Here is a 15,971-nt window from a genome sequence, read left to right on the forward strand (position 1 = left end):
GGTCCTCAATTCACTTCTGTTAAATTCGAACACTTTTGTAAGGTACACAGTATTTATCATGAGCTCATTCCAACAAATTCACCAAACTATAATGCTCATATTGAGTCTTTTCATTCACTTCTCTCCAAAGAATGTATAGCTTGGAATGAGATTAGAAATTTTACTCATGGATACTTGCTTATTGATGAATATATAAAATTCTATAATGAGGAAAGAATACATGGAAGCTTAAACTATACGAGTCCAAATGAGTTTATAAGAAAATCTATGAATTAATTAGCATTCGTAAGAAATTGTTGAAAATAAGGGGAGCAATCCGCTTTATTCATTTTGCAACTCCTAACTAACATATAACCTGTAGTGATATTGTTGTATTTATTATACATTAATTATTAAGACTTATATAACTAAATTCATTATTTTTCTGACGTAGGAGGAAAAATTTCCTTAAAAGTTCTTGTACAATAAAATCACTTATGTTAAAAAACATAAGTGATTTTAAAATGATAACTGTTAAATTTAAACTACAAAGAGGAAGGTGTTTTCTACTAATTTGATAAGGTTGCACTTAAAGTTTTAGTTGAGCTATCTCTATAAACCTGTATATCAACTTTATCTCCAGCATTATATTTTGATTTTGCAGCGTTTAAGTCATCTGTACTTTTTACAGTTTGATCTCCGAATTTTGTAATGATATCTCCAACTTCAAGACCTGCTTTAGAAGCTGAACTTCCTGGATTAACCTTTGCTACTTCTGCACCTTGGGGTACATTGTATTGGCTAGCATCGTCTTTTGAAACATCACTAACTGAAACGCCAAGCACTACCATTTGTTTTGTAAGTGAGCTTATCTTAGGTTTTACTAAATCTATAGGAATTGCAAAACCGATACCTTCAGCACCACCAGTAAGCTTTGAACTTGTAATTCCTATAACCTGGCCTAAGGAATTAACAAGAGGTCCACCACTGTTACCAGAATTTATAGCAGCATCTGTTTGAATAAGGGTTTGTGTTTTAGAATTTTCAACATTTACTTGTCGATTTAAGGCACTTATAACTCCTGACGTTACTGAACCAAAGAATTCTAACCCCATTGGGTTACCTATAGCTACTACAGGATCTCCAACTTGTGATTCACTTGAGGATCCAAGTTCAGCTACACCAGGCATTGTAACATTAGCATCTGTAACTTTAATTACTGCAACGTCAAGAGATGCATCATAGTTTACGACTTTAGCTGTGGCAGTCTTTTTATTGTTGAAAGTAATTGTTATTTTTTGAGCACCGCTTATAACATGATAATTTGTTAAAATGTAACCTTGTTTATCAATTATAATTCCAGAACCTACACCTTCCTCTTCTTGTGAATCACCGAAATCATAGTTACTTGAAGTTTCGATTTTTGTAGAAACTCCAACGACTGAAGGACCTACCTTTTTAGCAATTTGAGATACAGTAAGACCACCACTACTTGCAACTGTAGGTGATGCACTTACTGAAGCCCCATTATTTGTAGAATCATTATTTGTGTTTTGATTATTGTTTGCTTTAGAAATATCTTGGTATAAAGGCGTATTTTTAAATAAACCTGTTTTGGGAAGAATATAAAAAGAAGTTATCCCAGAAACAGTACCACCTATTATGCTGCAAATTAAACCAACAGCTATATATGAAGCGATTCTTTTACTGCTTTTATGTTTCTTTTCAGTGTTATATACAGTTTTTACTTCATAATCATAAGAGGTATCAGCATTTTCATCATAACTAGAAGAATGTGATGCGTTATAACCGGAGTAATTTGACATTGGAAATTCCTCGGTGGATTTTATGTTATTTTTTTTATCATTATCATTATTAAATTCGCTCATTGTATTACCTCCTAATTAATATTTCTTTTGATTTAATAATAATCATGAACTGTGACAATTATATGACATATTTGTTAAATGCATATGACAATTATTAATAATATATGTAGAACATAGTTCATAAGATTGGAATATATTTAAAGGTATAGTATAATTAATTTGTAGCAATATATGTAGTATTTAATATATTATAATACAAAAATTTATATACATAAAGGAGATTTAATATGGAACATAGATGGAGTCTTTCTGAGTTATACACGTCATTTGAAGCCAATGAATTTAAGAATGATCTTAAAAAGTATGATGAACTTATAAAAAATATTGATGAAATGGCTGAAAAAAGTACAATAGATACTAATAATGCAGTGAAAAAATTGGAAGAATATATAACAATAACTAATGAGTTTTCAGATTTATATTTAAGATTATTTGCATTTTGTGAACTTACTTTAAGTGTAGAAACAAAAAATAGCGATGCATTAAAATATTCAGAGATAATCAATAAAAAAGTTGCAGAATTAGCGAAAGCCTCTACTAAATTTAAAAAATGGATTGGAAGCCTCAAAAACATTGAAGCAATTATAAGCACGTCACAAATTTTAAAAGAACACAGTTTTTATTTAAAAGAACAAGTAACTCAAAATAAATATGCTTTAAATGAGGAAGAAGAAGTTATTATTTCTCGTATGAGGAATACTGGATCAAATGCTTGGAGTAAACTTCAAGATTTAATCACATCTAATTTATTAATAGATATAGATATAAATGGAGAAAAGGAATCTTTACCATTATCGGTAATAAGAAGCATGGCTTTTGATGAAAGAAAGGAAATAAGAAAAAAAGCTTATGAGGCTGAAATTGCAGGTTATAGTAAAATTGAAGATATATCAGCAGCAACGCTTAATGGAATAAAGGGCGAAGTCATAACAGTAGATAAACTAAGAGGATACGGTTCGGCATTAGAAGAAAGCCTTATTATATCAAGACTTGATAAGGAATCGTTGGAAGCAATGTTTAAAGCCATAGATAAATATTTGCCTGTCTTTAGAAAATATTTAAAGAAAAAAGCTGAGATATTAGGTTACAAGGGTGGATTGCCATTTTATGAATTATTTGCACCAGTTGCTAAAATAAATAAGAAATATGAATATGATGAAGCTAAGGAATTTGTTATTAACAATTTCAATACTTTTAGTAAAAAATTAGGCGATTATGCTAAAAATGCTTTTGATAAAAATTGGATAGATGCTGAACCTAGAGAAGGAAAAGTTGGTGGCGCATTTTGTGAAAATCTTCATGTAATTGGTGAAAGCAGAATAATGAGTAACTTTACAGGTAATTTCAGCGATGTAGTTACGCTTGCACATGAATTAGGTCATGGATATCATGGTGCTTGTCTTTTAAATGAATCAGCAATAAATAGTGATTATCCAATGCCAATTGCAGAAACTGCATCTACGTTTTGTGAAACAATTGTAAAAAAGGCAGCTATAAAATCATCGCCAAAAGAAGAAGCGTTTGCAATTCTTGAAACAGAAATAAGTGATTGTACTCAAGTAATAGTAGATATTTATAGTAGATTTTTATTTGAAAAAGAAGTATTTAATAGAAGGGAAACAAGTTCCCTTAGTGTAGAGGAATTTAAAGAAATAATGTTAGATGCACAGAAAAAATCATATGGAGACGGATTGGATTCTGAATATTTGCATCCATACATGTGGATATGTAAATCACATTATTATTCAGCTGAATTTAATTTTTATAATTATCCATATGCATTTGGACTTTTGTTTTCTAAAGGGTTGTACGCTAAATATTTAGAGGATACTAATAATTTTGCGAAAGAATATGATAAACTTCTAAGTGTGACTGGAAAAAATAACATAGCGGATATAACAAAATTAATGGGCATAGATATCCACTCTTTAGATTTTTGGGAGAGTTCACTTAAAGTTGTTGAAGAAGATATTAATAAGTTTATAGAATTAGCTTAATTATAATTGGTTAAAATGATAATAGATAACGTCATATGATGAGGTGGAAATATTGGATTTTTTAAAAAAAATGTTTAGTAAGGAAATAGTAAAGAACTTAATTTTTATACTTTTTTTTGCGTTTTTTCTGTATCTAATAAATAGCATACTTGATTTAGTCTTACTTACCTTCATACTTACTTACTTAATTAATAGTTTCGAAAACTTAGTTATAAAAGTACTAAAGAAATATATTCCCGTAAAAAAGGGAATTGTCACAGTTGTGTTATATATTGCTATATTTGTATTTATAGTAATAGCTATTTATAATTATGTGCCTGTTTTAATAAATCAAATAATAAGTAGTATAAGGCAGGGAGAAAGTGCATATTTAAATATCAGACCAGAAAATTTGCCTAAAGGATGGGGAAGGTTTATACTTCCAACATTAGAAAAGATTGATTTGAAAAATTACACTCAATCTGGTGTAAATTTTGCAATACATTTTGCATCAGGAGTTGGGAGATGGAGCGTTAATATATTTATTGCGCTAATAATGAGCTTGTTTTTTATGCTTGAAAAAGATAGAGTTGCTAATTTTTTAGATAAATTTGAAGACAGTAAAGTTTCTGGAATTTACAGGTATTTTAAATTCTTTGGAAACAATTTCTTGAATTCTTTTGGTAAAGTTATAAAAGCACAAGTAGTTATTGCTCTTGTAAATACTATGGTTTCAGTTGTATTTCTTGCTATTTTAGGGTTTCCAAAACTTTTAGCATTAGGATTTATGATATTTATATTAAGTTTAATTCCAGTAGCAGGGGTTATTATATCCTTAGTACCACTTGTTCTAATTGCGTTTAAAATAGGTGGAATTATAAAGGTTCTTTATATACTTATAATGGTAGCTGTAATACACATACTTGAAAGCTACATATTAAATCCTAAACTAATGTCAGAAAACACAAAACTTCCAATATTTTTTACCTTTGTAATTTTGATATTTTCGGAACATTTTATGGGTATATGGGGTTTATTATTAGGAATACCTCTGTTTATATTTTTCATTAATATATTAGGTGTAAATCTTAATGGGGATGAAAAAACTATTAAAAAATAATATTTTAAAATAGAGTAGAAATGGAGATTTTATTATGAATGAAAAAAGATTGCAGAAAATTTTAGAAAATATGAAGAATAATAATATAACACAACTTATTGTAACTTCACCATCATCAATTTATTACCTTACTGGAAAATGGATTGAATCTGGTGAAAGAATGTGTGCTATATTTATAAATAGTAAAGGGTTAAAAAAATTAATTATCAACGAATTATTTCCAATAACTGAAGATGTGGGATTTGATATAATAAATTTTAATGACAATGAAAATCCTATTGAGAAATTACTTCCATTTATAGATAAAGAGTCTGTTTTAGGAGTAGATAAAAATTGGCAGGCTTCTTTCTTGATAAAGTTAATGGAGAGTATAAAGACAATTTCTATAATAAACGGATCATTCATTATAGATGAAACAAGGATGGTAAAAGCAGCGGATGAAATACAACTTATGGAAGCAGCGTCTAAAGTAAATGACAAAGCCATAGAAGAATTAATTGAAAGTATAGATAAAGAGAGTACTGAAATTAATTTGGCTAAAAGGCTTGGGAAAATATATCAGAACCTAGGGACAGAACAATTTTCTTTTGAACCGTTAATTGCTTTTGGCAAAAATGGAGCGGAACCACATCATAGTACTGATAGTTCGGTTTTAAAAAAAGGTGATAGTATTATTATAGATATAGGCGGAAAAACTAATGGATATTGTTCAGATATGACAAGAACAGTGTTTTTTGGAGAAGCTAGTGAGAGGCAAAAAGAAGTCTACAATCTTGTATTAGAAGCAAATCTAAAAGGAATCCAAGCTGTTAAACCAGGAGTTAAGTTTTCTGATATAGATAATGCAGCAAGAAGCGTTATTGAACAAGCTGGATATGGAAAGTATTTCACGCATAGGACAGGTCATAATATTGGAATAGATGTTCATGAACCAACAGATGTTAGTGCTGTTAATCATTCAGAAGTTAAAGAAGGTATGATATTTTCCATTGAACCAGGAATTTATTTACCTAATGAATTTGGGGTAAGAATTGAGGACTTGGTATTAGTAACTAAAGATGGGTGTAAGGTCTTAAATAATTATACTAAGGAATTAAAAGTACTTTAAAAAATGAATATATTTATCTTTTTGTTTAACACTATCTATATAAGAATATATGGTAGGTGAGTTAAATGATTGTTGTGTATCATGATGTTGGTGGAGCTCATTCAACAGCAGTTGCAGCCAATATACATATTAATAAATTGCCAATGAATAGAATTCCAAGTAAAGAGGAGTTATTAGCGCTACCGACGTTTGACAAAATAGAAAAAGACCAACTGGGAAGATTAATTTATATTGGAGAAGATGAAAACAAAGTCAAAGTGTATACTATTGGAAGAAAATATGTACCTAACTTAGTTATACCAGCAATTTCAGATATGTACTCTCTTTTATATGGTAGTAATGATGGACTATATATTGTGGATACTAAACCAACGGTAAATCTTTTGATGAAGATAGGTGGATATACTTCAAGAAAATTGCATTGGGTAGGTTTCGGAAGACCTATTGTAACAAAGGGCAGTCAAGATGCGTATATGAATATAGCTAGTATTGTTAAAAATGTAAAAAACAATATTAGCAAATGAATTTGTGAAACTAACACTCAGGATGTGTCAAAATCAAAACACTACCTGAGTGTTAGTTTAATTTTATTACATCTTAGCATTGTAAAAATTTCAACCACCTAAAGTCACATCTTGTTTTGAGTACCATTCAAGGGCAGAATTAAATTGATTAGCATCAAAATCTGGCCACATTTCTTCAACTATGTAAAAATCTGAATATACACTTTGTATTGGCAGAAAGCCACTTAGTCTTCTTCGTCCTCCCCAACGGATGATAAGATCAACTCTACTTATGTCTCTAGATTTAATATTTTCATAAACGTTTTTTCTTGAATGTGCATCTGAAGAGGATAAACCAAGTACATCCCATTCCCAGCCGTAGTTAACTAAGAAATTTACTTTTATTCCACCAGTTCCAAAATCTTTTCGTTTAGTAAAAGGTAACAGTTCTTTTGGAAACATAGGTGAGTCAGAATTACCAATCACTAAAAGAGAGGCGTTTTCTTTTGAAAGCATTTTTACAGCTTTAACACAAGCTTCTGTGAAGGCGATTTTTTGTAAAGCAGGTCTTTTTGTATTATCAACGGTGAATCCATAAAAGGTAAGCTCTTTTATACCAATTTTTTCACAGAGTTTAAATATTTCTAAACCTGGGTTAAGCCCATTACTATAACCCATTTCTTTGGAATATCCATTTTTTTCAGCCCAACGTCTATTCCCATCTGGTATTATCCCTATATGCTTTGGTATTCTCATAGTTAGTATCTCCTTTTATCAATAAAGTAATATTTTATCAATTTCAAGTTTCACTTTATTATTAGTATACCATATAAGCCAATAATTATTTGACTAAATAATTTAAATAAAGTATAATGATCCAGTATCAAAATTTAATAGAGACAGTTCGTAATCCATCCTGTCTATAAATAAAACTAGGAATAACCATTTTAATGGTATTTTTATTGAGTTTATAGAGGCAGAAATGCCTCTTTTTTTATAGAGCAGAAATGCTCTATTTTATTTTTTGTAAGGAATAACATATATATAATGATTTGTTAGAAACACAGGGGGATATTAATGAAGAAAATAGGTATAACAACTACCGTACCAATAGAAATTTTAATTTCAGCAGGATATAGGGTAATAGATTTGAATAATATATTCATAATGTCGAGAAAATACTCTGACTATATTGAATTTGCAGAAAAAGATGGATTTCCAAGAAGTTCTTGCGCGTTTAAAAAAGGAGTTTACGGAGCTGCCATAGCAAATGATTTTCTTGAAATTATAGGTGTTACAGAAGGTGACTGCTCAAATTCAAAAGCCTTAGAGGAAGTTTTTAGAATGAAGGGGATAAAGGTATATCCATTTGCATATCCTTCTACTCATAAATTATCTGATTTAAAACATTCTATAGACAAGTTTATGAATTACTTTAATGTAAATATGAATCAAGTTGAAGTTGTAAGAAAGAAACTTAATAATGTAAGAACTTTAGTGAAAAAAATTGATGAATTAACCTATATTGATAATAAGGCGACAGCACTAGAAAATCATATTTATCAAGTTAGCTGTTCTGATTTTAATGGTAATTTTATTAAATTTGAAAAGGAATTAGAACAAAAAATAAGTGAAATTGAAAGTAGAAAACCTATAGAAAAAAAGCTTAGACTTGCATATATAGGGACACCACCAATGACACTTAATATATATGAATTTGTTGAAAATTTTGACGCACGTTTTGTTTATAATGAAGTTCAAAGAGAATTTGCTTTTCCAAGGGGAAAAATGCATAGCAATATATATGAACAATATTATGATTATACATATCCATATAATATTGAATTTAGGATAGAAGAAATAAAAAAGCAAATAAAAGAAAGAAAGATAGATGGAATTATAAATTATACACAGTCATTTTGTTATAGACAGATAGAACATATAATTATAAAAGAAGCTTTAGATATACCAATACTTAATGTTGAAGGGGATAAACTTAATGCACTTGATGCTAGAACAAAACTTAGAATAGAAGCATTTTTAGACATGCTTATTGATATGAGGTGATAATAATTGAAAATTTTAGGTATAGATTTAGGAAGTAGAAAAGTAAAAATTGTAATTATGGAACAGGGTAAAATCATAAAGAAGTTTATGGTAAATACAATGTCCTTCTATAAAGATTATTGTAGTTATGATGGCAAGGTTATGGTGGACTTAAATAAACTTAATATAAGTGGAGTAGATAAAGCAGTATCTACTGGATATGGTAGAAATAATATTGACATTAGATTTTTTAAACCAATAAGTGAAATAAAGGCACATGTTTATGGTGCAATGTATAGTACAGGTCTCAAAAATTTTGTGCTTTTGGATGTTGGAGGACAAGATGTTAAGATTATAAAAGTAGAAAAAGGAATTGTAACAGATTTAGAACTTAATGAAAAGTGTGCTGCATCTTGTGGTAGATATCTAGAAAATATGGCAAATATAATTGAGATTCCATTAAAGGATATGTTTGAGTTTCATGAAAATCCTGTAGAACTTAATGCTACTTGTGCAGTTTTTTCAGAATCAGAGCTTATTGGTAAAATTGCAGAAGGATGTAGTGTTCCTGAACTTTGTTCCGGAGTAAATTTTTCACTATATAAAAGACTTAAGCCACTTCTTTCTAGGTTTAAAGGAAACATATTGTTACTTTCTGGAGGTGTTGCTAGCAATAAAGCTCTTGTAAATTATTTGAAAAGAGATTATAAAGATGTTGTTGTAATAGAAGAAGCACAATATAATGGAGCATTTGGATGTTGTGAATATGGAGAAAAGTTTTCTAATGGAGGAATTATAAATGAAAAATAAATTATCAGTAAAAAAAATATGTATTTCGGGTATTGTAATTGCAATTTATGTGGTGGTAATGTATTTTACTCAAGGATTTGCATTTGGGCAATATCAAATTAGGATAGCTACAGCGTTATATGCATTAGGAGGGATATATCCATTTTTGATTTTACCTATGGGCTTAAGTAATCTTATAAGCAATACATTAATGGGTGGATTAGGGCCATTTGATATGTTCGGAGGGGCATTAGTAGGAATAATAACTACAGCTTTAGTGTATTTAATAAGAAAACTTAAGTTAAATGATTGGTTTATAACTTTACCGGTAATATTTGTGCCAGGATTAATTGTACCAATTTGGTTATCGTACCTTACTCATACTCCGTATAAAATACTTGCATTAAGTTTGTGCATTGGACAGATAATACCTTCAATTGTTGGAGTATTGTTAGTTAAACAAATTAAAAAATCAAACTATAAAGATAGTCTATAGTTTATAAATACTATAAAAATTTCTAAAATTAAAATAAAAATTAAGATAATAAGGAGTTTTTTAAAAATAGACATGAATACCACCTCAATAAATTGTATGATAGTTTTTCAATAATTAGTAATATAATATAAATAGTAAATATATATTATACATACTTAAATCTATGGTGACATTAATGTAATATTAAGGTATAATATACTATATAAGCTAATAGATATAACAGGGGTGAGAAGATGCCAAATGATGATAATGTTACATTAACATTACTAGTACAAAATTCATATACAGTATTTTGCTATTTTAATATTTCGCCACTTATAATTAAGAATTTTGAGGATAAAAATGGTGAGGGAGCTTGGAAAAACTCCAAACCTGTATTAAAAGTATTTGAAATAAATAATGGAATATCATGTGAAGTAAAGACAATTTATTTAGATGCTTTTGCAAACAATTGGTTTATAAATCTTGATAGATGTGGTGTTGACCTATTTGTAAAACTTGGTAGGGTGTTACCAGATGATACTTTCATTTCATTTGCAGTATCTAATACAGTTACAACACCAAGAGACCAACAGTCTAATGACACCTCTGTGTACTATGTGGATACTTCGGAGAAACTTTTCAATGAAACTGATAAATTACCTTCTGTTCAAGATATAGATGAATCTTTAAATATGCATAAAGAACCTAAACCATATCCGTTCATGGAGCAAAAAAAAAATTGAATACTATCCAAAAATAATAATATATTACAATATGTACCATGATACATTTATACAAGAATCAATAGAGAAATGTTTAAAAAAGTATAAAGATTTTCCTAGTTCTAAAGTTAAATAATAGTATTAAGTTTTAGATTCTTGAAATTCAATATTATATGGTAATACTGGAGGGGTTAACTTGAAAAAAGGATATGTATCAATAGTTTTACATAGTCATATGCCATTTATAAGACATCCAGAAATTAAAGATCCAATGGAAGAAAAATGGTTGTTTGAAGCAATGAACGAATGTTATATACCATTAATTAATGTATATGATGGATTAATTAATGATAAAATTAAATTTAAGATAACCATGTCAATAACACCACCACTTATGTCAATGTTAGAGGATGATTATATAAATGAAAGATATACGGATTATTTAAATAAATCTATAGAGCTTACGGAAAAAGAAATTATAAGGACTAAAAATAATAAGGAACTAAACAAATTATCTATTTTTTATAATGAAAGATTTAATAAGCTAATGGATACATATAAAAAGTATAATTGTAGGCTTATGAATGCATTTAAAAAATTTGATAAGCTAGGTTGTTTAGAAATAATAACATGTTCAGCAACACATGCGTTATTGCCACTTTTATCTATTAATCCAGAGACTATAAAAGCACAACTATCAACTGGAGTGCAACATTATATTGACGTAATGGGACATAATCCCACAGGAATTTGGCTTCCTGAATGCGCTTATACATATTCATTAGATTCAATACTAAAGGAATATGGAATAAAATATTTTATAGCTGAAAGTAAGGCAGTACTGTATGCATCTCCAAGACCTAGATATGGAACAGCCGCACCAATAGCTACCCCTAATGGAGTATGTGCCTTTGGTAGGGATATGGATTCATCTTATCAAGTGTGGAGTGACTTTATGGGTTATCCAGGTGATTTCAATTATAGAGAATTTTATAGAGATATAGGATATGAGCTTCCAATGGATTATATAAGTCCATACATTAATAGTTCTGGTATAAGACTTGATACAGGCGTTAAATATTATAAAATTACTGGTAAAACAGACAATAAGGAACTTTATAATAGGGATATTGCAATGGAAAAGGTTAAAGAGCATGCAGCTCATTTTTCAGCTTGTAGAAATGAGCAAATAGGCGGTCTTTATAGTCATATGGATAAACCACCTATTATAACATGTCCATATGATACTGAATTGTTTGGACATTGGTGGTTTGAGGGCCCTGACTTTATTGATGCATTTATAAGGAAAAGTTCTGAAAGCTCCTGTGATTATGAGTTAACAACTCCAAAAGAATATTTATGTAATAATCCTGTAGTTCAATGTTCAAGTCCAAACCCTTCAAGTTGGGGAGAAAATAGTGATTATTCAGTATGGATAAATGGGTCTAACCAATGGATTTATAGGGACTTACATAGAGCAGAAGAAGTAATGGTAAGGCTTGCAAATACTTATAAAAACCCTAATGATGTTCAAAAAAGAGCATTAAATCAAGCAGCAAGAGAACTTATGCTTGCAGAATCATCGGATTGGCCATTTATTATTAAAAATAATACTACTGTTAATTATGCAATCAAGAGAATTAATACACATCTAGATAGATTTAATACAATTTATGAAGAAATAACAAAGGATACTATAAATATAAAAAAATTGTCTCAAATAGAATCTCTAGACAATATTTTTCCTAATGTAAATTACAAGATATATGAAAAATAAAAATCAAAAAAACTACTATGTTTAGGTATAGTAGTTTTTTACGACTATTAAATACATATAGTAGACAAAATATGTATTTAATTTTCAATTTTTAATTTCTAACTATTATCTGCTTCGTCCTTTGGCTATTTCAATATTGACTCTTCTACCATTATATTTTTTGCCGCTAGTATTTTGCAAAATTGTTTGAACTTTGCTATCAACAACATCCACAAATGAGAATTTGTCTAGTATATCAACAGATCCAATAAAGTTAGAATTAACATTAGATGTATTATCAATAAACTCAAGAAGTTGCTTTACATTTATTCCATCAATACGACCGACTGAAATAAATAATCTAACTGAACTTTCAACTTTTAAGTTGTTATCTTCATAATCCATTGAAACTTCTCTATCAAATATATCCTTTAATAAAGCAGCACTTATACTTTCTAAAGAATATTTTTTACTAAGATTCTCAATTAAAGGTATGAATTTAGTGTAGCTATCTTCAGCTTTAAGTGTGTCTTCTATGGAACTTATAACATTTTGTGATTTGGCTTCCATTATATCTTTAAGAGTAGGCACTTGTTTTTTTGTGATTTTTGTCTTTATTTCTTTTTCGATTTGCCTTAACTTAGAAATTTCTTTTCTAGTTACTAAACTTAAAGCAGTACCAGATTTATTTGCTCTTCCTGTTCTACCAATCCTATGAACGTATGATTCTGTGTCTTGTGGAAGATCGTAATTTATAACATGAGTTATATTCTCAACATCTATTCCTCTAGCAGCTACATCAGTTGCAGCAAGAAAATTTAGATTTCCTGACTTAAATTTTCTTAAAGTAGACATTCTTTGAGTTTGTTTCATATCACCATGCATACCTTCAATAACGAAACCCTTTGCTTGTATTGAACTAACTAATTCGTCAACACCTTTTTTTGTTCTGCAGAAGATTATTGCACTATCAGGAGCATCAGCATCTAAAATTCTACATAAAGTCTCTAGTCTAGCATTGTTTTGAATTTCATAATAAAATTGTTCAATCTTAGAAACAGTAAGCGATTTTTTTAAAATTTGTATGTGCTTTGTGTCAGGTTTAAGATATTTTTCTGCTAATTTTTGTATTTGTTTTGGCATAGTTGCAGAAAATAAAAGTGTTTGACGTTCTTCGTTTGTACTGTTTATAATAGTTTCAATGTCATCTATAAAACCCATGTTAAGCATTTCATCAGCTTCGTCTAATACTAAAAAATTAGCATGACTTAACTTCAAGGTTTTTCTTTTTATATGGTCTAAAACTCTACCAGGAGTTCCGACTACAATTGAAACACCTCTTTTAAGCTCAGAAATTTGCTTATCCATTGGTTGACCGCCATATATAGGTATTGAACGAATTTTAGTGTGTTTTGAAAGCCTTTTTAACTCCTCATATATTTGTATTGCAAGTTCTCTAGTAGGAGTTAATATAATTGCTTGAACGTGCTTATTATTTGGATCTACTTTGCTTATTATTGGTGCACCAAAAGCACAAGTTTTTCCGGTACCAGTTTGTGCTTGACCTATCATATCAAAACCATCCAGTACAGTTGGAATACTTTCAGCTTGTATTTCAGATGGATTTTCAAACCCCATATCTTCAATTGCTTTTAAAACCGCGGGGCTTAAATCAAGATCAGTAAATTTAATGTTTTTCATCAGTTATCCTCTTTCTATATTTAATTTAACAATTCATGATACCACATAATCATAAATTTATCAAATTATAAAAAAAGATAAAAATACAAAATTTTACTTTAAACTATTTAATTTGTCAGTATTGATATCATAACTAAATAAGTCACCGGAATTACAATTTACATAATACCAACCTAGTGTGTCCGTATTTTCTGAAGAGCTATTTGAAGAAAAGCCTTGAAAAACATAATAATTTACATTATCTTTTAATTGAGTATGATCATAACTTACATTTATATGAGAATTTTTTGAATCTAATTTATCTTTTAATAAACTAGTTGCTTTATCAACCGTAATAGAGTTTCCTTTTGATGCTTCTTTATTACTAGGCAAATCAACAACATAATTTGTTTTATTTGAAGAGGTTTTGTTACTAGATGAACTTATTTTGTTTGATGTAGAATTAGACTTATTAGTAATATTGGTTACAATATTTGCGTTTTCTTTTGAACTTGAAGTACTGTTATCATCTCTGGAAGTTGAAACCTTATTAGTAGAATTTAAAGAGGTATTATTTGATGGACTTTTTTCTGCTGAAGAAGAATTATTAAAATTATATTTTGAATACACAAAAAATAAAAAAATTAGTAATAGTAGTATAGGTATAATAAATTTTTTTCTGCTTTTTTTATTTTGTGTTCTTTTAATGCGACTCATTGTACATTCCTCCAAAAGTTATATTCACATAGATATTTTACTATATGTTAGCATAAAAAAGTAGTAAAAATTTAATTATGTATAAATAAACCACATTTTATTACAAAAATGGACTAAATAATAATAAAGATTTAGACTGCAATTGGAGTTTGTGATATAATTACATTAAATTAACTTCTAAAATTACTCGGTGAGGTGTAGCAGGTTGTCAAATTGGTGGATGATTAAAAATGATGATGATATAATAGATCAATGGTTTAAAAACCAGGTTGTATCAATTGGATTTGCTAAAATAGGAAATCCAAAATTATACGATACAAAAGATAAACTTTTAGTAAAATGCGATGAAATTTATAGCAATGAAACACCAGTTTTTAGAATACGAATAGAAAGTCAATTGTGGAGATTCAGCAGAGAAATTAGTATAGATGACAAAATAATAACGTATAATCAAAGGGATAAGAAATATTATATGGCTACGGTGAAAAACAATTATGTTTTTTTGCCAGAAGCATCTAAAGATTATCCTAATATAATTAAAGTAACATGGAATAATAAATCCGTGTCAGAAGATGACATTGATGTTGAAATAAAAAATGCATTAAATTCGCCATTTACAGTATATCAAATTCCTAATCATAGGACAGAACTTGAAAACATATTTAATAATACTATTGAAGAAAAAGTTAAAGATTCTATTGGATTTGAGAATGAAGCCATTTTAAATTGTGAGAATATAGTTAGAAACTTGCAAGATTTTCAATTGTTAAAAATAGTAGACGAGATATTTAGGTTTAATGGATATATTTTTACTGGTATTGACGAAAATGATTTAGGATATGATATAAATGCTGTTTATGTAGATCAATTGAGATTTTTGAATTGCAAAGTGAAAATATATGTTGCTAAGGGTAAAAATAAACTTAATATTAACGATGTAGAAGCGAAACTTAAAAATAATAATGACAATATTAGACTTATTACAATTAGCATTAACGGATTTAACGAAGAAGCAAAAGATTATAAAAGTAATATGATGATTGATAGCAAAGCATTAGTAAAACTTATATTTAGTCAATATGAAAATTTCTCAAATGACTTAAAAAGCATCTTAAATTTAAAAAAAGTATACATATAAATTGTCCTTTAAAAAGGCCTTAAGAGCTTTGAAATATAGCTTTTAAGGTCTTTTTAAGGTATAATGATTT

Annotated in this window: 15 protein-coding genes; 11 read left to right on the plus strand and 4 right to left on the minus strand. The window is 28.7% G+C overall.

From position 1 onward, the window contains the following. The coding region (locus B8978_RS05160) for an integrase core domain-containing protein (RefSeq protein ID WP_139795984.1) at window positions 1-276 on the plus strand (276 nt) is incomplete at its 5' end. A gap of 272 nt (window positions 277-548) precedes the next feature. Here B8978_RS05160 and B8978_RS05165 read toward each other — a convergent pair. Continuing rightward, window positions 549-1,868, minus strand: coding sequence for a S1C family serine protease (locus tag B8978_RS05165; protein ID WP_084114450.1), 1,320 nt, complete (start codon window positions 1,866-1,868; stop codon window positions 549-551). A 227-nt stretch (window positions 1,869-2,095) separates the two neighbouring features. Between B8978_RS05165 and B8978_RS05170 the strand changes: the two genes are divergently transcribed. The 4 genes from B8978_RS05170 to B8978_RS05185 all read left to right on the plus strand — a co-directional run bounded on the left by B8978_RS05170 (window position 2,096) and on the right by B8978_RS05185 (window position 6,596). Continuing rightward, window positions 2,096-3,865: a M3 family oligoendopeptidase gene (locus B8978_RS05170; RefSeq protein ID WP_084114452.1), complete on the plus strand. Its 1,770-nt coding sequence runs from the start codon at window positions 2,096-2,098 to the stop codon at window positions 3,863-3,865. Between the two features lie 52 nt (window positions 3,866-3,917). Further along, complete coding sequence (locus tag B8978_RS05175; protein WP_084114454.1) at window positions 3,918-4,964, plus strand: AI-2E family transporter; 1,047 nt, start codon at window positions 3,918-3,920, stop codon at window positions 4,962-4,964. Between the two features lie 34 nt (window positions 4,965-4,998). Then, entirely contained in the window at window positions 4,999-6,072 is a 1,074-nt protein-coding gene (locus B8978_RS05180) for a M24 family metallopeptidase (RefSeq protein WP_084114456.1), read from the plus strand. Window positions 6,073-6,137: 65 nt separating this feature from the next. Further along, complete coding sequence (locus B8978_RS05185; RefSeq protein WP_084114458.1) at window positions 6,138-6,596, plus strand: DUF3189 family protein; 459 nt, start codon at window positions 6,138-6,140, stop codon at window positions 6,594-6,596. A 90-nt stretch (window positions 6,597-6,686) separates the two neighbouring features. Here B8978_RS05185 and B8978_RS05190 read toward each other — a convergent pair whose 3' ends face one another. Continuing rightward, complete coding sequence (locus B8978_RS05190; RefSeq protein WP_084114460.1) at window positions 6,687-7,331, minus strand: undecaprenyl diphosphate synthase family protein; 645 nt, start codon at window positions 7,329-7,331, stop codon at window positions 6,687-6,689. Between the two features lie 321 nt (window positions 7,332-7,652). Here B8978_RS05190 and B8978_RS05195 point away from each other — a divergent pair, with 321 nt between their 5' ends. The 5 genes from B8978_RS05195 to B8978_RS05215 all read left to right on the plus strand — a co-directional run bounded on the left by B8978_RS05195 (window position 7,653) and on the right by B8978_RS05215 (window position 12,387). Beyond that, window positions 7,653-8,642, plus strand: coding sequence for a 2-hydroxyacyl-CoA dehydratase family protein (locus B8978_RS05195; RefSeq protein ID WP_084114462.1), 990 nt, complete (start codon window positions 7,653-7,655; stop codon window positions 8,640-8,642). Between the two features lie 6 nt (window positions 8,643-8,648). Then, window positions 8,649-9,431 (plus strand): acyl-CoA dehydratase activase, encoded by a 783-nt coding sequence (locus B8978_RS05200; RefSeq protein WP_084114464.1) that lies wholly within the window; start codon window positions 8,649-8,651, stop codon window positions 9,429-9,431. Continuing rightward, window positions 9,421-9,906, plus strand: a complete 486-nt coding sequence (locus tag B8978_RS05205; protein WP_084114466.1) for a QueT transporter family protein — start codon at window positions 9,421-9,423, stop codon at window positions 9,904-9,906. Before B8978_RS05200 ends, B8978_RS05205 begins: the two co-directional genes overlap by 11 nt. Window positions 9,907-10,139: 233 nt before the next feature. Further along, window positions 10,140-10,631, plus strand: coding sequence for a DUF4912 domain-containing protein (locus B8978_RS05210; RefSeq protein ID WP_084114468.1), 492 nt, complete (start codon window positions 10,140-10,142; stop codon window positions 10,629-10,631). Between the two features lie 175 nt (window positions 10,632-10,806). After that, on the plus strand, window positions 10,807-12,387 hold the full coding sequence (locus tag B8978_RS05215; protein ID WP_084114470.1) for a glycoside hydrolase family 57 protein: 1,581 nt from the start codon (window positions 10,807-10,809) through the stop codon (window positions 12,385-12,387). Between the two features lie 105 nt (window positions 12,388-12,492). Here the strand turns inward: B8978_RS05215 and B8978_RS05220 are convergent, their stop codons facing one another. Then, window positions 12,493-14,067: a DEAD/DEAH box helicase gene (locus B8978_RS05220; protein WP_084114472.1), complete on the minus strand. Its 1,575-nt coding sequence runs from the start codon at window positions 14,065-14,067 to the stop codon at window positions 12,493-12,495. Window positions 14,068-14,160: 93 nt separating this feature from the next. Next, entirely contained in the window at window positions 14,161-14,763 is a 603-nt protein-coding gene (locus B8978_RS05225; RefSeq protein ID WP_084114474.1) for a hypothetical protein, read from the minus strand. 205 nt (window positions 14,764-14,968) lie between these two features. Here B8978_RS05225 and B8978_RS05230 point away from each other — a divergent pair, with 205 nt between their 5' ends. After that, window positions 14,969-15,901 carry a restriction endonuclease gene (locus B8978_RS05230; protein ID WP_084114476.1) on the plus strand — a complete coding sequence of 311 codons (933 nt, stop codon included), beginning with the start codon at window positions 14,969-14,971 and terminating at the stop codon, window positions 15,899-15,901. Window positions 15,902-15,971 lie beyond the last annotated feature (70 nt).

It is taken from the genome of Clostridium acidisoli DSM 12555, assembly GCF_900176305.1.
GTDB classification, from domain to species: domain Bacteria; phylum Bacillota; class Clostridia; order Clostridiales; family Clostridiaceae; genus Clostridium_I; species Clostridium_I acidisoli.